Here is a 21,098-nt window from a genome sequence, read left to right on the forward strand (position 1 = left end):
GGGGGGTTGTCTCTCGGGGTGGGGTTTTTGGTGGGGCAGCTTTGGGGGGCCACCCCCGCTCCTACCGGGCTTTTCGGCGCGGGCTTGCCCCGCGATGAACTCAATACAAGGCAGCGAACAACTTGCGCCGGTAGGTCCCCACCAGCGGATGATCGTTGCCCAGCAGGTCGAACACTTGCAGCAAGGTCTTGTGTGGCAAGCCGCCTTCGTAGCCGCGGTTGCGGCTGAACAGCTTGAGCAAGCCGTCCAGCGCGGCCTCGTACTGCTGGCGCGACAGCTGCTGGATGCACAGCTGGTAGGCAGCCTCGTCGTCTTCGCCATTCTGCGCCAGGCGCGTCTTGAGGTCGGCGACTTCCGGCAGGCTGGCGGCCTGGCGCAGGAAGGTCAGTTGGGCCTTGGCACCGGCCAGGGCCGCCTTGTGCTCATCGGTCTTGACCGCATCGAGCACGACCTGGGCCTCGCCCAGCTCACCGCGTTCGGCCAGGCAGCGGGCATACAGGATCAGTGCCGCGGCGTTGCTGTTGTCTTCGCTCAGCAGGGCCTTGAGGGTGGCTTCGGCTTCGCTGAAGCGGCCTTCGGCAAACTGCGCCTGGGCGACTTCCAGGGGGGCGGCGGCAGCCGGTGGCGGCATCTGCACATGAGGTTCGAGCAGGGTGCGGATGGCCGACTCCGGCTGGGCACCGGCAAAGCCGTCGACCGGCTGGCCATCCTTGAACAGCACCACGGTCGGCAGGCTGCGGATGCCGAAGCGGGCGACGATGTCCTGTTCGATATCGCAGTTGACCTTGGCCAGCAGCAGCTCGCCCTGGTAGCTCTCGGTGATTTGCGCCAGCAGCGGCATCAGTGCCTTGCAGGGGGCGCACCATTCGGCCCAGAAGTCGACCAGCACCGGTTTGTGAAAGGAATTCTGGATGACCGACTGATCGAAGTCGGCGGCAGTTGCGTCGAAAATATACGGGGTAGCAGGGCTCATCGCGACTCTCGAAAATCCGTGAATGACATCACTATAAAGGCTGGCGGCTGGCGTGGTACAGGCTGACCCGGCGGAATTCGTGGGGCTCGGCCAGATCCGGCAGGGTCAGGGCTTCGAGCACGCCCAGGGGCTGGTACAGCGGGTGGCTGAAGTCGCGCACCCGCGAGTCGGCCACCAGGGCCTGGCGACCACGGCTGAGGAATTCGTCGAGCAGCGGCAGGTTGGCCCGGTCGTAGAGTACGTCGGCCACCAGGATCAGGTCGAAACGGTCGGCCTCCTGGAAAAAGTCGCTGGAGTAGCTCAGTTCCACGCCATTGAGTTCGGCGTTGGCCTGGCAAGCCTGCAGGGCCAGGGGATCGAGGTCGCAGGCCACCACTTCGAGGGCGCCAGCGCGGGCGGCGGCGATTCCGGCAATGCCGGAGCCTGCGCCAAAATCCAGCACGCGCTTGCCTTCGACCCAGTGACGCTGTTCGTCCAGGTAGCGGGCCATGGCCAGGCCGCTGGCCCAGCAGAAGCTCCAGTACGGTGGCTCGTGGAGGATGCGCCGGGTTTCATCGGGGGTGAATTCGCGGTCCATGTTCTGCGCATCGATCAGCCACAGCTTGAGCGCGCAGTCGGGCAGGTCGCTGACCACCAGCCGGGCATCGCCCAGCAGCTCCCCCAATGCCTGTTGCAGCGGTGCTGGCGCCATCATGGCGCCTTTACAAAGCGCAGGGGGCCGGTGGCCTGGGTCTGGGCCTGGTTGATGCGTACCGGCGACAAATGCAGGATCAGCTGGCCGGACTGGCTGGCGCGTCCGCGCAGCTCGACCCGGGCACCGGCCGGGAAGGCCTCGGGGCTGAAGCGCAGTTGGTAGGGTAGGTCCAGGCCGTTGCCGCTCAGGGTGCTGCTGGCCAGCAATTGCTGCGGACGGCCGCGTTCATCGATGACCAGCAGGGCCAGCTCGACTTCGGCGCCGGCCGGAATGTTGAGCAAGGTGCCGCTCAATTCGCGTTGATAGGCCGGCAAAGGACCCAGGTCCTTGGCGGTCTTGCTCGCCACCGGGGCTTTCGGGGCCGGTGCAGGCTGGGGTTTGTCGCTGCTGCAGGCCACCAGCAAGGCGGCAAAACTGAGCACAACGAGCGCTCGAAATGGCATGGGGAATTCCTTCGCGGCATTTTTTCCACTGTGGATGGTAAACCCTTTGGCTTGTCTTGCCAGTGGGATGCGCTACCATGGCCCTCCCTTTTTTTGTTGCCTGCCACCATGCACTGTCCCTTCTGCGGTGCCAACGACACCAAGGTCATCGACTCTCGACTGGTTGCCGAGGGCGAGCAAGTGCGCCGTCGGCGCGAATGCGTCGCCTGCGGTGAGCGCTTTACTACTTTCGAAACCGCCGAGCTGGTCCTGCCCCGGCTGATCAAGCAGGACGGCAGCCGCCAGCCCTTCGACGAAGAGAAGCTGCGCGCCGGCATGCAGCGCGCCCTGGAAAAACGCCCGGTCAGTGTCGAGCGCCTGGAAGCGGCGCTGGCACACATCAAGCACAAGCTGCGGGCCACCGGTGAGCGCGAGGTCAAGTCGCTGGTCGTCGGCGAGATGGTCATGACCGAGCTGCAGAAGCTCGATGAAGTGGCCTATATCCGCTTTGCCTCGGTATACCGGCGCTTCCAGGACCTCGACGAGTTCCGTGAAGAAATCGACCGCCTGGCCCGTGAGCCGGCTAAAGAGTGAACATGTCCAGCGAACGCGCGGTACTCGATGCCCATTACATGGCCCGGGCCCTGGAACTGGCCCGCAAGGGCCTGTATTCGACCCACCCGAACCCGCGCGTCGGTTGCGTGATCGTCAAGGACGGCCAGGTGGTCGGCGAAGGCTGGCACGTGCGCGCCGGCGAGCCGCATGCCGAAGTGCATGCCCTGCGCCAGGCCGGTGAGCTGGCCCGTGGCGCCTGCGCCTACGTCACCCTTGAACCCTGCAGCCACCACGGGCGCACGCCGCCCTGTGCCGAGGCGCTGGTCAAGGCCGGTGTGGCGCGCGTGGTCGCCGCCATGCAGGACCCCAACCCGCAAGTGGCGGGGCAGGGCCTCAAGCGCCTGGCCGATGCCGGTATCGAGGTTGCCAGCGGCGTGCTCGAAGCCGAAGCGCGGGCGCTCAACCCGGGCTTTTTGAAGCGCATGGAGTTCGGCCTGCCGTTCGTTCGCGCCAAGCTGGCGATGAGCCTGGATGGCCGCACCGCCATGGCCAGCGGCGAAAGCCAGTGGATCACAGGCCCTGCCGCGCGTAGCGCCGTACAGCGCTTGCGGGCCCGCTCCAGCGTGGTGCTGACCAGTGCCCAGAGCGTACTGGCCGACAACGCGCGGATGACCGTGCGTGCTGATGAGCTGGGCCTCGACCCGCAGACCACGGCCCTGGCCCTGGCGCGCCCGCCCCTGCGCGTGCTGATCGACGGGCGCCTGCGCCTGCCGTTGGATGCGCCGTTCTTCTTGGCCGGGCCTGCCCTGGTAGTAACGGCCGCTGCCGTCGACAGTCGCTACGCCGAGGCCGGCCACGAACTGCTGAGCCTGCCGGGCGAGGGCGGTCGGGTCGACCTGCACGCCCTGTTGCGCGAGCTGGCGGCCCGTGGCGCCAGCGAAGTGCTGCTCGAAGCCGGGGCCGGCCTGGTCGGTGCCTTTGCCCAAAGCGGGCTGATCGACGAATACCAGATCTTTGTCGCCGCCAAGTTCCTTGGCTCCAGTGCCCGGCCTTTGCTGGACTGGCCGCTGGAGCGCATGAGCGAAGCGGCACCGCTGAAAATCACTGAAATGCGCGCGGTGGGCGATGACTGGCGAGTCACTGCGATCCCTGTGCCGGCGCCCGGCGTATAATTCCAGGCTAGCCCTGCGCAGCCCTGTTCTCGAGGAGGACTCATGTTCACCGGCATCATCGAATCCATAGGCAGCATCCGCACCCTGACCCCCAAAGGCGGCGACGTGCGGGTGTATGTCGAAACCGGCAAGCTGGACCTTGGCGACGTCAAACTCGGCGACAGCATTGCCGTCAACGGTGTGTGCCTGACCGCGGTCGAGCTGCCTGGCGATGGCTTCTGGGCCGACGTCAGCCGCGAAACCCTGGAATGCACCGCCTTCGACGACCTCAAGAGCGGCAGCCGGGTCAACCTGGAAAAGGCCCTGACCCCGACCACCCGCCTGGGCGGCCACCTGGTCAGCGGCCATGTCGACGGTGTCGGCGAAGTGGTCTCGCGCAGCGATAACGCCCGCGCCATCCAGTTCCGCATCCGTGCACCCAAGGAGCTGGCCAAGTACATTGCCCACAAGGGCTCGATCACCGTCGACGGCACCAGCCTGACGGTGAACCTGGTCGATGGCGCCGAGTTCGAGCTGACCATCGTTCCGCATACACTGGCCGAAACCATCATGGCCGACTACCGTCCCGGTCGTCGGGTCAACCTTGAGGTCGACCTGCTGGCCCGTTACCTGGAGCGTCTGCTGCTGGGTGACAAAGCCGCCGAGCCGAGCAAAGGCAGCGGCATTACCGAAAGTTTCCTGGCCGCCAACGGCTACCTGAAATCCTGATTTGAAAGGGGGTGCCGCGTGGCGCTCAACAGCATCGAAGAACTGGTCGAAGACATCCGCCAGGGCAAAATGGTCATCCTGATGGATGACGAAGACCGCGAGAACGAAGGCGACCTGATCATGGCCGCCGAGTGCTGCAAGGCCGAACACATCAACTTCATGGCCAAGCATGCCCGCGGCCTGATCTGCATGCCGATGTCGCGCGAGCGTTGCGAAACGCTCAAGCTGCCGCTGATGGCACCGCGCAATGGCTCGGGCTTCGGCACCAAGTTCACCGTCTCGATCGAGGCGGCCGAAGGCGTCACCACCGGCATCTCCGCCGCCGACCGTGCCCGCACCGTCCAGGCTGCAGCCGCCCGCGACGCCAAGGCCGAAGACATCGTCAGCCCCGGTCACATCTTCCCGCTGATGGCCCAGCCAGGCGGCACCCTGGCCCGTGCAGGCCACACCGAAGCGGCGTGCGACCTGGCGCGCATGGCCGGTTTCGAGCCGAGCGGGGTGATCTGCGAGGTGATGAACGACGACGGCACCATGTCCCGTCGCCCGGAGCTGGAAGCCTTCGCCGCCGAGCACGACATCAAGATCGGTACCATCGCCGACCTGATCCACTACCGGATGATCCACGAACGTACCGTTCAGCGGGTTTCCGAGCAGCCGCTGGACAGCGAGCTGGGTCATTTCAACCTGGTCACCTACCGTGATTCGGTCGAAGGCGACGTGCACATGGCCCTGACCCTGGGCAACATCTGCGCCGAAGAACCGACCCTGGTGCGGGTGCACAACATGGACCCGTTGCGCGACCTGCTGATGGTCAAGCAACCGGGCCGCTGGAGCCTGCGCGCCGCCATGAGCGCGGTTGCCGAGGCCGGTAGCGGTGTCGTGCTGCTGCTCGGTCACCCGCTGGAAGGCGACGTGCTGCTGGCGCATATCCGCGAAAGCGCCGACGCTGCACCGGTGAAAACCCCGACCACCTACAGCACCGTCGGTGCCGGTTCGCAGATTCTGCGCGACCTGGGCGTACGCAAAATGCGCCTGATGAGTTCGCCAATGAAGTTCAATGCGATATCCGGATTCGATCTGGAAGTTGTAGAATACGTGCCCTCCGAATAAAGCAGGCGGTTTGTCGCGCTGCCATTCGTGTCCCAAACCCCTACAGGCCGCCAATTTGCGGCCTGGCTCTTTAAGATGAGAACTCCGGTATGACCCTGAAGACCATCGAAGGTACCTTCATCGCCCCCAAAGGTCGCTATGCTTTGGTGGTTGGCCGCTTCAACAGCTTCGTCGTCGAAAGCCTGGTAAGCGGTGCCGTTGACGCCCTGGTTCGCCACGGTGTCAGCGAAAGCGACATCACCATCATCCGTGCCCCGGGTGCGTTCGAGATTCCGCTGGTGGCACAGAAAGTCGCCCAGCAAAGCGAATATGCCGCGATCATCGCCCTGGGCGCAGTGATCCGTGGCGGTACCCCGCACTTCGAATACGTGGCGGGCGAGTGCACCAAGGGCCTGGCCCAGGTGTCCATGGAGTTCGGCGTACCGGTTGCATTCGGTGTCCTGACCGTCGATTCGATCGAACAGGCCATCGAGCGCTCCGGCACCAAGGCCGGCAACAAGGGCGCCGAAGCGGCCCTGTCCGCCCTGGAAATGGTCAGCCTGCTGGCGCAGTTGGAGGCCAAGTGATTAGCGACGAGCACGATCGTTTCAACCCGCGCGATCCAAAACCTGCGGATGCTGGCAAGCCATCGAAGAGCGCCAAGCGTCGCGAAGCCCGTCAGCTCGCGACCCAGGCCCTGTATCAATGGCACATGGCTCGGCAGTCGCTGAACGAGATCGAAGCGCAGTTCCGGGTCGATAACGATTTCACCGATGTCGACGGTGCCTATTTCCGCGAAATCCTCCACGGGGTTCCGGTGATGGTGCAGGAAATCGACAAGGCCCTGGCGCCCTGCCTGGACCTGGCCCTTGAAGAACTCGACCCGGTTGAGCTGGCGGTCCTGCGCCTGTCCACCTGGGAGTTCATCAAGCGTGTCGACGTACCGTACCGCGTGGTGATCAACGAAGGCGTCGAACTGGCCAAGATCTTCGGTGCCACCGACGGTCACAAGTTCGTCAACGGCGTGCTCGACAAGCTGGCACCACGGCTTCGTGAAGCCGAAGTCAAGGCATTCAAGCGCTGATCCTGGCGCTTCCTGCCGATGGGTGAGTTCGAACTGATTCGCCATTACTTCGCCGCCGCGCCCTGTGCGCAGGGCGGCGAAGCGGTTGCGCTGGGCATTGGCGACGATTGCGCCTTGCTCAGCGTGGCGGCCGGCGAGCAGCTGGCGATCTCCACCGACACGCTGGTGGCCGGGGTGCATTTCCCGGCCGTCTGCGATCCATTTCTGCTCGGTCAGCGTTCGCTGGCCGTTGCCGCCAGTGACCTGGCTGCCATGGGGGCTGCCCCCATCGGCTTTACCCTTGCCCTGACCCTGCCGGACGTGAATGCGGACTGGCTGCAAGCCTATGCCCGTGGCCTGAACCAGATGGCCCAGGCCTGCCGCCTGAGTCTGATCGGTGGCGACACCACCCGCGGCCCCTTGAGCCTGACCATGACCGTGTTTGGCCGGGTGCCCCAAGGAATGGCGCTGACCCGCAGCGGTGCCCGCGCCGGTGACCTGCTGTGTGTGGGCGGTGAACTGGGCAATGCCGCCGGCGCCTTGCCGCTGGTGCTGGCCGAGCGCCAGGCGGCGCCTGCCGTCGCCGAGCCCTTGCTGGCCCATTACTGGTCGCCGTCGCCACAGTTCGCCCTGGGCCAGGCCCTGCGCGGCAAAGCCACATCGGCGCTGGATATTTCCGACGGCCTGCTGGCCGACTGCGGGCATATCGCCAAAGCCTCGCAAGTGGCCCTGCAGGTCGAGCTGGAGCGCTTGCCGATCTCGGCCGCGCTGCAGGCGTTCTTCGGCTTGGAAGGCGCCCGGCAGGCGGCCCTGGCGGGCGGCGACGATTATGTCCTGGCATTCACCCTGCCCGAGGCGCAGCTTGCGCCCCTGCACGCGGCCGGCTGGCCGGTTCACGTGGTCGGCCGGGTGGCCAGCGGTGCCGGCGTCAGCCTGGTGGACGGCCAGGGCAGGGACATCACCCCGGTTACCCGGGGCTATCAACATTTTAGGGAGCAACCGTGACCGATCACCCCAACCAGGTGCCTGCGGAGAACGTTCCGCCGTCGGTCTGGCGTAATCCTTGGCATTTTCTCGCCTTCGGCTTCGGCTCCGGGACCTTGCCCAAGGCGCCGGGAACCTGGGGCTCGCTGGTAGCCTTGCCGTTCATCCCCTTGTGGCAGATGCTGCCCGACTGGGGCTACTGGCTGATGCTCGGCCTGACCATGCTGTTCGGTTTCTGGCTGTGCGGAAAAGTCGCCGATGACTTGCGCGTGCATGACCATGAAGGCATCGTCTGGGACGAGATGGTCGGCATGTGGATTACCTTGTGGCTGGTGCCCGAGGGCTGGCACTGGTTGTTGGCGGGTTTCCTGATGTTCCGCTTCTTCGATATTCTCAAGCCCTGGCCGATCCGCTGGGTCGACCGGCATGTACATGGCGGTGTCGGGATCATGCTCGACGACGTGCTGGCGGGTGTGTTCGCCTGGTTGGGCATGCAGGTTCTGGTATGGAGTTTTACCTAAGGGAGTAGGACGATGACTGGATGGCGACTCGGACTCTTGGTATTGGCCCTGCTGGCAGGCACTGTACAAGCGGCGGAGCCGCCGCCGGCGATTCCTGCCCAGATCCGCCTGGCCAGCGAGGAATGGCTCGATTACACCAACGCCGATGGCAGTGGCCTGGCCTGGGACGTTCTGCGCAAGGTGTTCGAGCCGGCCGGGGTCAAGGTGCGTACCCAGAGCGTGCCCTACAGCCGGGCGATCGGCCTGGTCAAGCGCGGCGAAGCCGATGCCTGGGTCGGTTCCTATAAAGAGGAAAATGCGGACAACCTCTATCCGCACTGGCATTTCGACCTCGACCATATCTATGCCCTGGGCCTGGCCAGCCAGCCCGTACCGACCCTGGAAAACCTGGGGCAGTTCCGCCTGGCCTGGGTGCGGGGCTACGACTTCAAGGACTATCTGCCCCATGTCGGTCACTTCCGCGAGATCCAGCGTCGCGAAGGCATCCTGCCGATGCTTGAGCATGATCGAGTCGATTTCTACATCGACGCCCTGACCGAGGTCGACTATGTGCTCGACCAGGCGCCGAAACCTGAAGCCTTCCGTCGCACGCACCTGATCGAACTGCCGCTGTACCTGGCGTTTGCCCGAACCCGCGAAGGCCATGCGCTGCAGCACGTGTTCGACCAGCGCATGGGCAAGCTGGTGGCCAGTGGTGAGTTGCGCGAGATCTTCAAGCGCTGGCAGCAGCCTTACCCGTTCGACGAGGCGAGCACCTCGCGCTAGGTGATATCGAACCTGTCGATCTGTTTGCCCAATAATTCAGCCTAAGCAGCGCTGCGGCGCTGCTGATACAATCGCCCCACGTCTATTTTCAAGTTACTGATCAGGAGCACAACGTGCCCGTCGTCTTTGTTGCCGCTTCCAAGCTGCCTACCCCGTTTGCGACTTTCACCATGCATGGTTTTCTCGACGAAGCCACCGGCCGCGAGCACGTCGTGCTCAGCCTGGGTGATGTGGCCGATGGGCAACCGGTACTGGGGCGCCTGCATTCCGAATGCCTGACCGGCGATGCCTTGTTCAGCCAGCGTTGCGACTGTGGCTCCCAACTCGAAGCCGCCTTGCAGGCCATCGCCCGCGAAGGCCGTGGCGTGCTGCTGTACCTGCGCCAGGAAGGCCGTGGCATCGGCCTGTTGAACAAGATCCGTGCCTACGAGCTGCAAGATGGCGGCGCCGATACGGTCGAGGCCAACGAGCGCCTGGGCTTTGCCGCCGACCAGCGTGACTATGGCATGTGCCAGCCGATGCTCGAGCACCTGGGCGTCAAGTCGCTGCGCCTGATGACCAACAACCCGCGCAAGGTCAAGGCGCTGACCGCCATGGGCATTCCGGTGGCCGAGCGCGTGCCGCTGCACACCGGCCATAACCCGCACAACAAACACTACCTGGCGACCAAGGCCGGCAAGCTCGGCCACATGATGGGTAACGAGCACCAGGGCGAGGCCGGTCGGGCGTGACCCGCTCCCAGGTGCGTCGCCGGCTGGAGCTGGCCTGGTGGCAATACCTGGCCGTGGCGCTGGCGCCGTTGCTGGTGTTCGCCTGGGCTTTCGACGCCGGCCAGGCGCTGATCCCGATCCTGGCCATGCCGGTGTTCATCGCCGGTGTGGCGTCGATGTTCCTCAGCCTGCCGCGCTTCGGCGCCTATAAGCGCGGGCTGATCGCCACGCAGAAGTCCCTGGACAGCGCTGAAGAGCCGGCCGCCTGGATCGAACTGGCCCGGGTGCGACGCCTGGGCATGTTGTTCGCCTGCCTGCCGGCCTGGATCTCGGCCCTGTCGGTGTTCGTCGGCCTGGAAGCCGTGCCGCAGATCCTGCTGGCCATTTCCAGCCTGGTGCTGCTCTACCTCTACCGTATCCCGCGTCAGTTGGGTTGATGCGCAGCCTTCTGCTGCTGGTGTTGCTGGCGTTCGGCATGCCGCTGTGTGCGGCGCCGCGGGTGGTCAGCCTGGCGCCTTCGCTGACGGAAATCGTCGTCGAGCTGCAGGCCGCCGATCTGCTGGTGGGCCTGCTCGATGGCGGTGAGCGCCCGGCTGTGCTGGCCGCCGTGCCCTCGGTGGGGCGCCATGGCCAGATCGACATGGAGCGCCTGCTCAGTCTCAAGCCCGATCTACTGCTGCTGTGGCCGGGTAGCGTGCCGGCCGCCCAGCGCGACCAGCTCAAGCGCCTGGGCATCGCTACCTACACGGCCGAACCCCGGGGTATCGATGAGTTGATCGAGCAGATCGAGGCCATCGGTATTCAACTGGGATGCGCCGAGCAGGGGCGGGCACGTGCACAGCAGTTACGCGAGCAGGTGCAGGCGCTGCGCACGCACTATCATCGCGAAGCGCCTTTGCAGGTGTTCTATCAGGTCTGGGACAAGCCGCTGTACACCGTCGGCGGCGGCCAGATCGTCAGCGATGCCCTGGCCGTGTGCGGCGCCCACAATGTGTTTGCCGACCTCTCGCTGCCCGCGCCACAGATCAGCCTGGAGGCGGTATTGCTGCGCAATCCGCAGGTGATCCTGGCCGGCGACCAGCGTCAGCTCGATGCCTGGAAAGCCTGGCCGCAGGTCGACGCCGTACGCAACGGGCGCTTGTTGCGGGTGCCGGATAAAGGCCTGGAACGGCCCAGTGGCCAGATGATCGAGGCGACCGCGCGCCTGTGCCAGTTGCTTGCGGCTAAAGCGCCGGTGTCCAGGTGATGCCCAGCAGCCAGGTCCGGCCCTCTTCGCGGTAGCCGTAGCTGGCGCCTTCATAGCTGTAGAGGGCGCGGGAATAATCCTTGTCCAGCAGGTTGTCCACCTTCAGGTCCAGGGTTATCTCCGAGTTCAGCGTCCAGCTGCTGCGCAGCCCGAGCAAGCCATAACCGCCCAACGCTTTACGATTGGCTTCATCGTCGTAGCTGCTGCTGACCGCCTGCCAGCTGGCTCCCAGGCCTAGCCGGTCGAACTGGCGGTCCAGGTCCAGGTTCAGGGTGCGCCGCGCGCGACGGGCCAGGGTATGGCCGCTGTCGCGATCCCGTGGGTCGATCAGCGCCAGCCCCAGGCTGCTCTGCCAGCCGAACCACTGCTGATGCAGGGCCGCCTCGAAGCCGTTGATCCGGGCTGAAGCGACGTTCTGCGGGATGGAACCGGCGCCGAAGATGATCGCGTCGCGCAGGTCGGTGCGATAGAGCGAGGTTTCCAGGCGGCTGTCGTCACTCAGTTGGCTGCGCCACTGCAATTCATAGCTTTTCGAGCGTTCGGGCTTGAGGTCGGGGTTGCTGTACTGGGGGTAGTACAGGTCGTTGAAGGTCGGGGCGCGGAAACCTTCGGTGTACGACAGCAGCACATCGTTGCGCGCATCGACCGGCAGGGTCAGGCTGCCGCTCCAGCTGTTCTGGCCGCCGAACTGCTGGTTCTGGTCGCGACGCAGGCCCACTTCGGTGGAAAACCACTCACCCTTGAAACGGTGCTGGACAAAGGCGGCGCGGTTCCAGCGGCTGTCTTCGTCGAAGTCGGTGCTGCCGTGCACGCGGTCCTGGTACCCGTCGGCGCCGAGCATCAGGCTGTGCTGCTCATTGACGGTCAGGTCGTTCTGCCAGCTGGCCGAGTCGCGGTAGGTGTTGAAGTCGCTGCTGTCGTCGCTGAGTTTGTCGCGCTTGCTGTCGCGGTTTTCGCTGTGGCTCAGTTCCAGGCGCGAATACCAGTGGTCGTTGAGCTGGGCGCCCAGGTAGGTGCCCAGGCTGCTGACGCTGAAGTCGGTGTAGGGCGCCTGGCCGAAGATCTGGGAGGTACCTGGGTCGAAGCGCCCGTAGGGGTTGTCGTATTCGCTGCGGCCACGGCTGTCGAGCAGGTTGAGGCCGGCTTCGAGCGTGTCGTTGAAGCTGTGGCTCAGGCTCAGGTTCAGCGATTTGTTGCGCAGCGCGTCGTGGTCGCCATCGCTGGGGTAGGAAGTGTGGCTCCAGTCGATACCGGCGCTTTCATCCAGGCTCGCGCCCAGGTTGAAGCGTGTGTTCTGATCGCCCCCGGAAAGCCCGAGGCTGCGCTGCCAGGTCTGGTTGCTACCGGCGCCCAGGCGCAGGCGGGGCTGCAGGCCCTGCTCGGCGCTGCGGCGGGTGAAGATCTGGATCACCCCGCCGATGGCGTCGCTGCCATAGACCGCCGAGCGCGAGCCGCGCAGCACTTCGACCCGCTCGATCTGGTCGATGTCGAGAAACTGCAGGCCGCTGTCGCCGGAGGTGGCATTGGCGATGCGCACACCGTCCACCAGCACCAGGCTCTGGGCGGTCTTGCTGCCACGGATGTAGATGCCCGGCACGCTGCCCCGTCCACCGGTCGGCGCGACCTGCACGCCGGGGACGCGGGTCAGCAGGTCGGTGACGCTGGAAGGCTGCAAGCGGTCGATGTCGGCGCGGGTGAACACGGAATTGGCCGCGCTGGTCTGGGTGCGGTCCTCGACCTGGCGGTTGGCGCTGATAAAGGTGTCGGGCAGCTTCAGGGCGTTGTCGCGGTCATCGGCCAGCAGGGTGGTGGGCAGGCACAGCAGGAGCGGGGCAAGGTAAGCGGGTTTCATCGACAGTTCCAGCGCTATCGCAGGCTACGCCAGCTCCCACGGGGTGTGGGAGCTGGCGTAGCCTGCGATAGGGGCCCAGGGGCCGGCAAAAGATCAAAGACCGAGCAGTTGCATCCGCTGACGTACGGAGGCCTCGATCCCGGCGGCATCCAGGCCGCACTCGGCCAGCATTTGCGCAGGCTTGGCATGCTCGACGTAGATGTCCGGCAAGCCCAGGTGCAGGATCGGCTTGAGCACGGCTTCGCGAGCGAGGAACTCGCTGACGGCCGCACCGGCACCGCCCATGATGGCGTTTTCTTCGATGGTCACCAGCAGCTCATGGCTGGCGGCCAGTTCGCGTACCAGTGCCTCGTCCAGCGGCTTGACGAAACGCATGTCGACCACGGTCGCGTCGAGGGTTTCGGCAACCTTCAGCGCTTCGCTCAACTGCACGCCGAACACCAGCAGGGCCACGTTGCTGCCCTGGCGGCGAACCACGCCCTTGCCGATTTCCAGCGCTTCGAGGTTGTTCTCGATGGTCGCGTTCGGGCCGCTGCCGCGCGGGTAGCGCACGGCTGCCGGGCCGTTGTACAGGTGACCGGTGCTGAGCATCTTGCGCAGTTCGTTCTCGTCGCTCGGGGTCATCACCAGCATGCCGGGGATGCAGCGCAGGAACGACAGGTCGAAGCTGCCCGCGTGGGTCGGGCCGTCTTCGCCGACCAGGCCGGCGCGGTCGATGGCGAACAGCACGTCGAGGTTCTGCACCGCAACGTCATGGATCAGCTGATCGTAGGCGCGCTGCAGGAAGGTCGAGTAGATCGCCACCACCGGCTTGCTGCCTTCGCAGGCCATGCCGGCGGCCAGGGTCACCGCGTGTTGCTCGGCGATGGCCACGTCGAAATAACGATCAGGGTAGCGTTCGCTGAAGGCCACCAGGTCGGAGCCTTCCTTCATGGCCGGGGTGATCCCGACCAGACGCTCGTCAGCCGCGGCCATGTCGCACAGCCACTGGCCGAACACGGCCGAGTACTTCGGTCCGCCGGCCTTTTTCGGCGCGGCTGCCGGTGCGTCGACGGGCTCGAGCTTGGTGATCGCGTGGTAGCCGATCGGGTCGACCTCGGCCGGGGCGAAGCCCTTGCCCTTCTTGGTCACTACGTGCAGGAACTGCGGGCCCTTGAGGTCACGCATATTGCGCAGGGTGGTGACCAGGGTCGGCAGGTCGTGGCCGTCGATCGGGCCGATGTAGTTCCAGCCCAGCTCTTCGAACAGGGTGCCGGGTACCAGCATGCCCTTGGCGTACTCTTCGGTACGCCGGGCGATTTCCCAGGCGCCGGGCAGGCGCGAGAGGACCTTCTTGCTGCCCTCGCGCATGCTCGAATAGGTGCGGCTGGAGAGGATCTTGGCCAGGTAGTTGGACAGGCCGCCGACATTGCGCGAGATCGACATGTCGTTGTCGTTGAGGATCACCAGCATGTCGGCATCGACTTCCTGGGCGTGGTTCAACGCCTCGAAGGCCATGCCGGCAGTCAGCGCACCGTCGCCGATCACGGCGATGGACTTGCGCGGATCGTTCTGCAGGCGGGCGGCGATGGCCATGCCCAGCGCCGCACTGATCGAGGTGCTGGAGTGGCCGACGCCGAAGGTGTCGTACTCGCTCTCGGCGCGGCGCGGGAAGGCGGCCAGGCCGTCCTTCTGGCGCAGGGTGTGCATGCGCTGGCGGCGACCGGTGAGGATCTTGTGCGGATAGGCCTGGTGACCGACGTCCCACACCAGACGGTCGTCCGGGGTGTCGAAGACGTAGTGCAGGGCAATCGTCAGCTCGATGACGCCCAGGCCGGCACCGAAATGCCCGCCGGTCTGACCAACGGTATAGAGCAGTTCCTGGCGCAGTTCGTCGGCCAGGTTCTCCAGGTCGGCTTCAGCCAGCCGGCGCAGGCCGGCGGGCGTATCGGCACGGTCAAGCAGCGGCGTGACCGGGCGTTCGCGGGGGATCTCTTGAAACGTCGTGGGCATCAGGCGAATCGTTATAGGTGTGAAGTGGCGGCAGTTTACCTTATTGCGGTATTGGCTGCCCATTTGCGCGCTTCGCGGGGCAAGCCCGCTCCCACACCTGTAGGAGCGGGCTTGCCCCGCGATGGCGGCTATTAATTGCGGCGCTCGACGATATAACGGGCCAGCTCGCGCAGCGGCTCGGCCGCCGCGTCGAACGGGCGCAGGGCGTGCAGCGCCTGGTCGCGCAGCTCCAGGGCGTACGCCTTGGCGGCTTCCAGGCCGAGCAGCGCCGGGTAGGTCGGTTTGTCCCGGGCGATATCGGCGCCCTGGCGTTTGCCCAGGGTTTCGGTGTCGCTTTCGACATCGAGGATGTCGTCCTGCACCTGGAACGCCAGGCCGATGGCCTGGGCGTAGGTTTGCAGGGCCTGCAGCTGGTGCTGGTCGGCACGGGCACTGGCCAGGGCACCGAGGCGCACACTGGCTTCGATCAGCGCGCCGGTCTTGTGCCGGTGCATGAACTCGAGGGCCGTCTGGTCAAGCTTCAGGCCCACCGAGCCCAGGTCGATGGCCTGGCCACCGACCATGCCGGCCGGCCCTGCGGCCAGTGCCAGCGCCTGGACCATGGCCAGGCGGATGCTGTCGGCCTGCGGGCTCAAGCGGGGGTCGAGCAAGGCGCTGAAGGCCAGGCTCTGTAGACCGTCGCCGGCGAGGATCGCGCAGGCTTCGTCGAAGGCTTTGTGGGTGGTCGGCTGGCCGCGACGCAGGTCGTCATCGTCCATGGCCGGCAGGTCGTCATGCACCAGCGAGTAGGCGTGGATCAACTCGACCGCGCAGGCCGCGCCATTAGCCTGCTCGGGCGCGGCACCGAGGGCTTCGCAGGCGGCATAGGCCAACAGCGGGCGCACGCGCTTGCCGCCGTTCATCACGCTGTAGCGCATGGCGGCGTAGAGGCGGGTCAACTCCGGCGAAGGCGCGACGAACAACTGCTCGAGGGCCGCATCGACCCGGGCCTGACAGCTGGCCTGATAGCGGGCGATCATTGGGCCTGGTCCGCATCGAAGGGTTCGGCAGCCAGTTCGCCGTCACGCTCCAGCAACACCTGGACCTTCTGCTCGGCCTGGGCCAGGGCGCTCTGGCAGTCGCGGGTCAGGCTGATGCCTTGCTCGAAAGCGGCCAGCGAGTCTTCCAGCGACAGCTCACCGTTCTCCAGGCGCTCGACCAGGGTCTGCAGGTCGGCGAGGGATTGCTCGAAATCAATGGAGGTTTTTTTTCGGGCCATGGCGGCTGTCTCGGTGGCGGTATAAACGGCGCGACACTAGCAGAGCAGGGCGGGGGGAGCAAATCGTCGGGGTGGATCTTTCGTCGCACCCCTGTGCACAAATAAGCACGGGTTGATCGATGGCGCGCACCGAAACCGGGGTATCTGATGTAGAAGCGCAGGCAGCCAGGGTAGGAAAAGGAGAAACGGGGACGGCTCCGGGATGGCTTGCGGGGCCCCTTGGGAGCCGTCCTCCGCTCTCGTAAAGAGGCAAATCCAGATGCCCTGGGGCACCTGCTCAGCAAATGCCGGCGGGTGTTTGGCCCGCCGCGATTCGGTCCTCTGAAATACACCTTAGACGCTGTCTGTTGTACTGTAAAATTTGTCGAACAGAAGATGTGTCAGGGTGTTACGCCCAGAGGTAAGACATGAACGTGCTGGAAGTGGCGGGCGGCAAACCGATCAAACTCTGGACCCAAGGGGTGCCGGTGGAAGACGAGGCGCGCCAGCAGTTGCTGAACACCGCGAAGATGCCGTTCATCTTCAAGCACCTGGCGGTGATGCCGGATGTTCACCTGGGCAAGGGCTCGACCATCGGCAGCGTGATTCCGACCCTCGGCGCGATCATTCCGGCGGCGGTGGGGGTGGATATCGGCTGCGGCATGATCGCCGCCCGTACGTCACTGCGCGCCCGCGACCTGCCCGACAACCTCCATCGCCTGCGCACGGCCATCGAACAGGCCGTGCCCCATGGCAAGACCTTCGGCCGCCATGACCAGGGGGCCTGGGACAAGGTACCGGCGCTGGCCGACCGTGCCTGGCAGGACCTGGCCGCGCGCTTTGTGGCCATCACCGACAAATACCCGAAGCTGGAAAAAACCAACAACCGCCATCACCTGGGCACCCTGGGAGGCGGCAACCATTTCATCGAAGTCTGCCTGGATGAAGCCGACCGCGTCTGGTTCATGCTCCACAGTGGATCACGCGGTGTGGGCAACGCCATCGGCAACCTGTTCATCGAACTGGCCCAGGCCGACATGCGCCAGCACATCGCCAACCTGCCGGACAAGGACCTGGCCTACTTCGAAGAAGGCAGCCGGCACTTTGCCGATTATGTCGAAGCGGTCGAATGGGCTCAGGATTATGCCCGGCAGAACCGTGCGCTGATGATGCACGCGGTGATCGCCGCCGCCCGGCAGGTGCTCGGTCGTCCCTTCGAGGCCGACCTCGAAGCGGTGAACTGCCACCACAACTACGTGCAGCGCGAGCGCCACTTCGGCCACGACATCCTGGTCACCCGCAAGGGCGCGGTGTCGGCGCAGAAGGGCCAGCTGGGGATCATTCCCGGCTCCATGGGGGCGAAGAGCTTCATCGTCCGCGGCCTGGGCAACGAGGAGTCATTCTGCTCCTGCAGCCATGGCGCCGGGCGCACCATGAGCCGGACCCGGGCGAAAAAGCAGTTCACCATCGAAGACCAGCGCCGCGCCACCGCCCATGTGGAGTGTCGCAAGGACAAGGACGTGATTGACGAGATTCCCATGGCCTACAAGGATATCGATGCGGTGATGCAGGCGCAGCGTGAGCTGGTGGAGGTGGTGCATACCTTGCGGCAGGTGGTGTGTGTGAAGGGCTGAGAACCGACGGGGCTCAAATCGCAGGCATTAAAAAGCCGGCTTGTGGCCGGCTTCTAGGGGACGGTCTTGGCTAATTTATGGTAAGCCGCAACCGCCTTAAAATCGTTGCGCCGGCGCTCGGGCCGGGAGGTGGCGGACAGGCTGTGTGTAGCCTCGCCAGGCCCGCAGGCGTGCTAGGCAGCCGGGGCTAAATGTGCGGCGTAGCATACTGGGTATGACGCGCCATGCCCAGCAAAAATTACCAGCGTGCACTCAAACCGGGCGGCTATCGCGCAAATGACCCCACCAGAACACCCAGCCAAGCACACTCAGCTTCTGGTTCTTGAGCTGGGCCGGGCTGTAGGTTTCGGTGGGGTGTTCGTCATTGGCGTGGCTGTGAAGGCGCAAGGCGCCATTGGCCAGTTGGCTGAGGCTGTGGACCCGCAGGCGACCGTTATGCAACAGGGCATAGAGCTCGCCTTCGACCACCTGGGTCAGGCCGCAGTCGATGGCCAGGGTGGTGCCGCGCGGCAGCAGGGGGCTCATGTTGCCTGCTGGCATGTTCAGGCACAGGGCCTGGCCGGGGTCGACGCCCAGCGCATCCAGGGCGCGGACAGGCAGGCGCAGGTAGCGGTCGGTAATGGGCATCAGTTGCCTGGACTGGATGCTGAAGAACGGCAACTGGACGTCGTCGCTGCCATGGGCCGCGAGCAGGCTTGGCTCAGCCAGTGCCGTGTCGGGCTGGCGCGCCGAGGCGTTCAGGCGGGGCAGGGGGTTGGGGTGCTTGGGGCCCTCGCCACTGCGCAGCCATTTGCTGCGCACACACAGTAGCTCGGCGATTTCGTCGAGACGCGCCAGCGGTACGCCACGCTTGAACCAGTTGTTGACGTGCTGCGGCGTGATCTTGCGCTGGGCGGCAAAATCGGAAGGGGATAGGTTGCACTCCTGCAGGAGGGCTTTGAGGCGATCACCGGAGGTATTCATGAGCCCGAGTGTAGTGGGCTTGGCGGGGCGGGGATATAAACGGGGTGTTCAGTTTTAGCGGGAGTTAGCGGCTGTTTTACAGATGTTGACTTAGGACTATGTAGGAGCGGGCTTGTCCCGCGATTGTACCCCTCGTGAGGCGCAATCGCGGGACAAGTCGAGTCGTCGCACCGCCGCTCCTACAGGCAATAAAAAGCCCCGCCGGGGCGGGGCTTTTGTCGGGCGCTGTGCTTAGCCTTTGTAGGCAGCAACCGACTTGGTGATCGCAGCGCGGGCGGCGTCGGCGCCTTCCCAGCCTTCGATCTTGACCCACTTGCCTTTCTCGAGATCCTTGTAGTTCTCGAAGAAGTGCTCGATCTGCTGGATCAGCAGGGCTGGCAGGTCGGTGTATTCCTTGACGTCGACGTACAGCTGCGACAGCTTGTCGTGCGGTACGGCGACGACCTTGGCGTCGCCGCCGCCGTCGTCGGTCATGTTCAGGATGCCGACCGGACGGGCACGGATCACCGAGCCTGGAGCAACCGGGTACGGAGTAACGACCAGCACGTCCAGCGGATCACCGTCGTCGGCCAGGGTGTTCGGGATGTAGCCGTAGTTGGCTGGGTAGAACATCGGGGTGGCCATGAAGCGGTCAACGAACAGGCAATCGCTGTCCTTGTCGATCTCGTACTTGATCGGCGCGTGGTTGGCTGGAATCTCGATGGCGACGTAGATGTCGTTCGGCAGGTCTTTGCCAGCCGGAATCTTGCTGTAGCTCATTGGGCATTGCCCCCATGTTTGGCCAAAAATTGGTCGCGATTATAGGCACATTCCGCGGGGCTTGCCACGGGTGCCCGGATGTCCGGCTGCGTCAGTCCTGCGCCTGCCGGTAATGCGGGTGGTTGTGCTGCAGATGCTGCAGGCGCGCCAGCGGATCCTGGCGGTAGAAACCGCACAATTGCCGGTACACCGCGGGGTAGGCGTCGTTGAGCAGGTCCGGGGCGCTGAAGAAGTATTCGCTGGTGACGGCAAAGAACTCCGCGGGGTTTTCCGCGGCGTAGGGGTCGATGGCGGTCTCGGCGTCCGGGTTGTGGTCGAGCTGGCGGTTGAGGTCGTCGTAGGCCTGCTGCATGGCCTGGGCCCAGTCGCTGACGCGCATGTCGCTGTGCAGGGGCGGCAGGCCGTTGGCGTCGCCGTTGAGCATGTCGAGCTTGTGCGCCAGTTCGTGGATGACCAGGTTATAGCCTTCCCAGCCACCGCTGGCCAGTACGCCGGGCCAGGCCAGGATCACCGGCCCCTGTTGCCAGGCTTCACCACTGTGCTCGGCATCCCACTCGTGTTCCACGCCACTGGCATCGCGATGGCGTTGTGGGCTGAGGAAATCGTCGGGGTAGAGAATGATCTCGTGAAAGCCCTGGTACCAGTTCAGCTCGCCCAGGTGCATCAGCGGCAGCTGGGCCTGGGCCGCTAGAAACAGCCGTTGTTCACCATCCAGCTCGACGCCGGGCAGGGCGCTCAGGTGCTTGTCGTCAAGAAACAGCACACAGGCCTCGCGCAGCCAGCGGTCTTCGTCGGCACTGATGCCGTCGAGCATCGGCAGGCGCTCGCGCACCCGCTGCCAGCGCTGCGCATCAACGGGGTGGCGGGCCAGGGTGCGGCGACGGCGCCAGGCGCTCAGGGACCACATGGCCAGGGCTTACTGGACCTTGGCCGGGCGGTGCATGCGGCTGCGCACCACGCCGACGATCATCGGCACCAGCGACAGCAGGATGATCGCGACGATCATCAGCGACAGGTTCTGCTTGATGAACGGTACGTTGCCGAAGAAGTAGCCGAGGGTGACCAGGCCACCGACCCAGAGCACGGTGCCGGCGACGCTGAAGCCGAGGAAACGCGGGTATTCCATTTTCGCGATTCCGGCGACGAACGGCGCAAAGGTACGCAGGATCGGCAGGAAGCGCGCCAGGGTCACGGTCTTGCCACCATGGCGCTCGTAGAAATCGTGGGTCTGCTGCAGGTAGTCGCGGCGGAAAATCTTCGAATTGGGGTTGCGGAACAGCCGTTCACCCGCGGTTCGGCCAATCACGTAATTGGTGCTGTCGCCCATGATCGCCGCCGCCATCAACAGGCCGGCCAGCAGTATCGGGTCCATGCCGCCACCGGCCGCCACGGCGCCGGCGATGAACAGCAGGGAGTCGCCCGGCAGGAACGGCATGACCACCAGACCGGTCTCGCAGAAGATCACCAGGAACAGGATTGCATAGATCCACGGGCCATAGTTGTTGACCAGCAAGTCCAGGTAGGCATCGAGATGCAGAATAAGGTCCAGCGGGTTGAAGTCCATGTACAGCACCTGTGTTCTTGAGCCGGGCAACGGGCTGGCGATGACGGGGTAGGCGAAAACGTCAGGACGCTTCCCCTGAGATAGGTAAAGTTTCACACATATTGAGGGGGCGCATTATACGGCGACAACGGGATTGTGCCTGCGCAGTTTGTAGCGGCGGATTTCTAAGCGAGCCCAGGTTGGAATGGTAGGGGC

General features: G+C 65.0%; 24 protein-coding genes. 13 read left to right on the forward strand and 11 right to left on the reverse strand.

The window, feature by feature from the left end:
• Positions 1-100: 100 nt before the first annotated feature.
• Genes trxA through M2D63_RS05665 form a run of 3 tightly spaced genes read right to left on the reverse strand, consistent with a single transcriptional unit; the run spans position 101 to position 2,110 of the window.
• Positions 101-973: a thioredoxin gene (trxA, locus tag M2D63_RS05655; RefSeq protein WP_285861836.1), complete on the reverse strand. Its 873-nt coding sequence runs from the start codon at positions 971-973 to the stop codon at positions 101-103.
• Positions 974-1,004: 31 nt separating this feature from the next.
• Complete coding sequence (locus tag M2D63_RS05660) at positions 1,005-1,664, reverse strand: methyltransferase (protein ID WP_285861838.1); 660 nt, start codon at positions 1,662-1,664, stop codon at positions 1,005-1,007.
• On the reverse strand, positions 1,664-2,110 hold the full coding sequence (locus M2D63_RS05665) for a hypothetical protein (RefSeq protein ID WP_285861840.1): 447 nt from the start codon (positions 2,108-2,110) through the stop codon (positions 1,664-1,666). Before M2D63_RS05665 ends, M2D63_RS05660 begins: the two co-directional genes overlap by 1 nt.
• 108 nt (positions 2,111-2,218) lie before the next feature.
• Here M2D63_RS05665 and nrdR point away from each other — a divergent pair, with 108 nt between their 5' ends.
• The 12 genes from nrdR to M2D63_RS05725 all read left to right on the forward strand — a co-directional run bounded on the left by nrdR (position 2,219) and on the right by M2D63_RS05725 (position 10,902).
• Positions 2,219-2,683 carry a transcriptional regulator NrdR gene (gene nrdR, locus M2D63_RS05670; protein ID WP_026144921.1) on the forward strand — a complete coding sequence of 155 codons (465 nt, stop codon included), beginning with the start codon at positions 2,219-2,221 and terminating at the stop codon, positions 2,681-2,683.
• A gap of 2 nt (positions 2,684-2,685) precedes the next feature.
• Positions 2,686-3,816: a bifunctional diaminohydroxyphosphoribosylaminopyrimidine deaminase/5-amino-6-(5-phosphoribosylamino)uracil reductase RibD gene (ribD, locus tag M2D63_RS05675; RefSeq protein ID WP_285861845.1), complete on the forward strand. Its 1,131-nt coding sequence runs from the start codon at positions 2,686-2,688 to the stop codon at positions 3,814-3,816.
• A gap of 42 nt (positions 3,817-3,858) precedes the next feature.
• On the forward strand, positions 3,859-4,524 hold the full coding sequence (locus M2D63_RS05680; protein ID WP_285861846.1) for a riboflavin synthase: 666 nt from the start codon (positions 3,859-3,861) through the stop codon (positions 4,522-4,524).
• A gap of 18 nt (positions 4,525-4,542) precedes the next feature.
• Entirely contained in the window at positions 4,543-5,634 is a 1,092-nt protein-coding gene (ribBA, locus tag M2D63_RS05685) for a bifunctional 3,4-dihydroxy-2-butanone-4-phosphate synthase/GTP cyclohydrolase II (protein WP_285861847.1), read from the forward strand.
• Positions 5,635-5,723: 89 nt separating this feature from the next.
• Entirely contained in the window at positions 5,724-6,200 is a 477-nt protein-coding gene (ribE, locus tag M2D63_RS05690) for a 6,7-dimethyl-8-ribityllumazine synthase (protein WP_028944446.1), read from the forward strand.
• Positions 6,197-6,697 carry a transcription antitermination factor NusB gene (gene nusB, locus M2D63_RS05695; protein WP_285861850.1) on the forward strand — a complete coding sequence of 167 codons (501 nt, stop codon included), beginning with the start codon at positions 6,197-6,199 and terminating at the stop codon, positions 6,695-6,697. The genes ribE and nusB overlap by 4 nt, the downstream gene beginning before the upstream one ends.
• An 18-nt stretch (positions 6,698-6,715) precedes the next feature.
• A complete protein-coding gene (gene thiL / locus M2D63_RS05700) occupies positions 6,716-7,681 on the forward strand; it encodes a thiamine-phosphate kinase (protein ID WP_285861852.1) in 966 nt (321 codons plus the stop codon).
• Positions 7,678-8,181: a phosphatidylglycerophosphatase A gene (locus M2D63_RS05705; RefSeq protein ID WP_285861853.1), complete on the forward strand. Its 504-nt coding sequence runs from the start codon at positions 7,678-7,680 to the stop codon at positions 8,179-8,181. Before thiL ends, M2D63_RS05705 begins: the two co-directional genes overlap by 4 nt.
• 12 nt (positions 8,182-8,193) lie before the next feature.
• A complete protein-coding gene (locus tag M2D63_RS05710) occupies positions 8,194-8,946 on the forward strand; it encodes an ABC transporter substrate-binding protein (protein ID WP_285861854.1) in 753 nt (250 codons plus the stop codon).
• A gap of 113 nt (positions 8,947-9,059) precedes the next feature.
• The gene (gene ribA, locus M2D63_RS05715; RefSeq protein WP_285861855.1) at positions 9,060-9,677 is read left to right on the forward strand and encodes a GTP cyclohydrolase II; all 618 of its coding nucleotides are present in this window, start codon (positions 9,060-9,062) and stop codon (positions 9,675-9,677) included.
• The gene (locus M2D63_RS05720; RefSeq protein ID WP_285861856.1) at positions 9,674-10,093 is read left to right on the forward strand and encodes an MFS transporter; all 420 of its coding nucleotides are present in this window, start codon (positions 9,674-9,676) and stop codon (positions 10,091-10,093) included. Before ribA ends, M2D63_RS05720 begins: the two co-directional genes overlap by 4 nt.
• Positions 10,093-10,902, forward strand: a complete 810-nt coding sequence (locus tag M2D63_RS05725; protein ID WP_285861857.1) for a cobalamin-binding protein — start codon at positions 10,093-10,095, stop codon at positions 10,900-10,902. The genes M2D63_RS05720 and M2D63_RS05725 overlap by 1 nt, the downstream gene beginning before the upstream one ends.
• Here the strand turns inward: M2D63_RS05725 and M2D63_RS05730 are convergent.
• The 4 genes from M2D63_RS05730 to M2D63_RS05745 form a co-directional block, all read right to left on the reverse strand.
• Positions 10,880-12,754 (reverse strand): TonB-dependent receptor domain-containing protein, encoded by a 1,875-nt coding sequence (locus M2D63_RS05730; protein WP_285861858.1) that lies wholly within the window; start codon positions 12,752-12,754, stop codon positions 10,880-10,882. The two genes, M2D63_RS05725 and M2D63_RS05730, sit on opposite strands and share 23 nt — an antisense overlap.
• 93 nt (positions 12,755-12,847) lie before the next feature.
• Entirely contained in the window at positions 12,848-14,746 is a 1,899-nt protein-coding gene (gene dxs / locus M2D63_RS05735; protein ID WP_285861859.1) for a 1-deoxy-D-xylulose-5-phosphate synthase, read from the reverse strand.
• 131 nt (positions 14,747-14,877) lie between these two features.
• Complete coding sequence (gene ispA, locus M2D63_RS05740) at positions 14,878-15,765, reverse strand: (2E,6E)-farnesyl diphosphate synthase (protein WP_285861860.1); 888 nt, start codon at positions 15,763-15,765, stop codon at positions 14,878-14,880.
• Positions 15,762-16,004 (reverse strand): exodeoxyribonuclease VII small subunit, encoded by a 243-nt coding sequence (locus M2D63_RS05745; protein WP_285861861.1) that lies wholly within the window; start codon positions 16,002-16,004, stop codon positions 15,762-15,764. Before M2D63_RS05745 ends, ispA begins: the two co-directional genes overlap by 4 nt.
• A 407-nt stretch (positions 16,005-16,411) precedes the next feature.
• Between M2D63_RS05745 and M2D63_RS05750 the strand changes: the two genes are divergently transcribed.
• Positions 16,412-17,617 carry an RtcB family protein gene (locus M2D63_RS05750; protein WP_285861862.1) on the forward strand — a complete coding sequence of 402 codons (1,206 nt, stop codon included), beginning with the start codon at positions 16,412-16,414 and terminating at the stop codon, positions 17,615-17,617.
• Positions 17,618-17,869: 252 nt separating this feature from the next.
• Here M2D63_RS05750 and M2D63_RS05755 read toward each other — a convergent pair whose 3' ends face one another.
• From M2D63_RS05755 to M2D63_RS05770, 4 genes are all read right to left on the reverse strand, one after another.
• On the reverse strand, positions 17,870-18,580 hold the full coding sequence (locus M2D63_RS05755) for an XRE family transcriptional regulator (RefSeq protein ID WP_285861863.1): 711 nt from the start codon (positions 18,578-18,580) through the stop codon (positions 17,870-17,872).
• Between the two features lie 231 nt (positions 18,581-18,811).
• Entirely contained in the window at positions 18,812-19,339 is a 528-nt protein-coding gene (gene ppa, locus M2D63_RS05760; protein ID WP_133210484.1) for an inorganic diphosphatase, read from the reverse strand.
• 91 nt (positions 19,340-19,430) lie between these two features.
• The gene (locus M2D63_RS05765) at positions 19,431-20,246 is read right to left on the reverse strand and encodes a zinc-dependent peptidase (RefSeq protein WP_285861864.1); all 816 of its coding nucleotides are present in this window, start codon (positions 20,244-20,246) and stop codon (positions 19,431-19,433) included.
• A gap of 9 nt (positions 20,247-20,255) precedes the next feature.
• Positions 20,256-20,903, reverse strand: a complete 648-nt coding sequence (locus M2D63_RS05770) for a DedA family protein (protein WP_285861865.1) — start codon at positions 20,901-20,903, stop codon at positions 20,256-20,258.
• Positions 20,904-21,098 lie beyond the last annotated feature (195 nt).

It is taken from the genome of Pseudomonas sp. BJa5, assembly GCF_030272875.2.
GTDB lineage: Bacteria > Pseudomonadota > Gammaproteobacteria > Pseudomonadales > Pseudomonadaceae > Aquipseudomonas.

Bases quoted from the DNA above. Each gene is read 5' to 3' on its own strand.
- M2D63_RS05745 (WP_285861861.1), bottom strand. From the start codon at position 16,004: ATGGCCCGAAAAAAAACCTCCATTGATTTCGAGCAATCCCTCGCCGAC.
- M2D63_RS05660 (WP_285861838.1), bottom strand. From the start codon at position 1,664: ATGGCGCCAGCACCGCTGCAACAGGCATTGGGGGAGCTGCTGGGCGAT.
- M2D63_RS05755 (WP_285861863.1), bottom strand. From the start codon at position 18,580: ATGAATACCTCCGGTGATCGCCTCAAAGCCCTCCTGCAGGAGTGCAAC.
- M2D63_RS05730 (WP_285861858.1), bottom strand. From the start codon at position 12,754: ATGAAACCCGCTTACCTTGCCCCGCTCCTGCTGTGCCTGCCCACCACC.
- trxA (WP_285861836.1), bottom strand. From the start codon at position 973: ATGAGCCCTGCTACCCCGTATATTTTCGACGCAACTGCCGCCGACTTC.
- ribD (WP_285861845.1), top strand. From the start codon at position 2,686: ATGTCCAGCGAACGCGCGGTACTCGATGCCCATTACATGGCCCGGGCC.
- M2D63_RS05710 (WP_285861854.1), top strand. From the start codon at position 8,194: ATGACTGGATGGCGACTCGGACTCTTGGTATTGGCCCTGCTGGCAGGC.
- M2D63_RS05765 (WP_285861864.1), bottom strand. From the start codon at position 20,246: ATGTGGTCCCTGAGCGCCTGGCGCCGTCGCCGCACCCTGGCCCGCCAC.
- ispA (WP_285861860.1), bottom strand. From the start codon at position 15,765: ATGATCGCCCGCTATCAGGCCAGCTGTCAGGCCCGGGTCGATGCGGCC.
- M2D63_RS05750 (WP_285861862.1), top strand. From the start codon at position 16,412: ATGAACGTGCTGGAAGTGGCGGGCGGCAAACCGATCAAACTCTGGACC.
- M2D63_RS05665 (WP_285861840.1), bottom strand. From the start codon at position 2,110: ATGCCATTTCGAGCGCTCGTTGTGCTCAGTTTTGCCGCCTTGCTGGTG.
- dxs (WP_285861859.1), bottom strand. From the start codon at position 14,746: ATGCCCACGACGTTTCAAGAGATCCCCCGCGAACGCCCGGTCACGCCG.
- ppa (WP_133210484.1), bottom strand. From the start codon at position 19,339: ATGAGCTACAGCAAGATTCCGGCTGGCAAAGACCTGCCGAACGACATC.
- nrdR (WP_026144921.1), top strand. From the start codon at position 2,219: ATGCACTGTCCCTTCTGCGGTGCCAACGACACCAAGGTCATCGACTCT.
- thiL (WP_285861852.1), top strand. From the start codon at position 6,716: ATGGGTGAGTTCGAACTGATTCGCCATTACTTCGCCGCCGCGCCCTGT.
- M2D63_RS05680 (WP_285861846.1), top strand. From the start codon at position 3,859: ATGTTCACCGGCATCATCGAATCCATAGGCAGCATCCGCACCCTGACC.
- M2D63_RS05770 (WP_285861865.1), bottom strand. From the start codon at position 20,903: ATGGACTTCAACCCGCTGGACCTTATTCTGCATCTCGATGCCTACCTG.
- M2D63_RS05725 (WP_285861857.1), top strand. From the start codon at position 10,093: ATGCGCAGCCTTCTGCTGCTGGTGTTGCTGGCGTTCGGCATGCCGCTG.
- ribE (WP_028944446.1), top strand. From the start codon at position 5,724: ATGACCCTGAAGACCATCGAAGGTACCTTCATCGCCCCCAAAGGTCGC.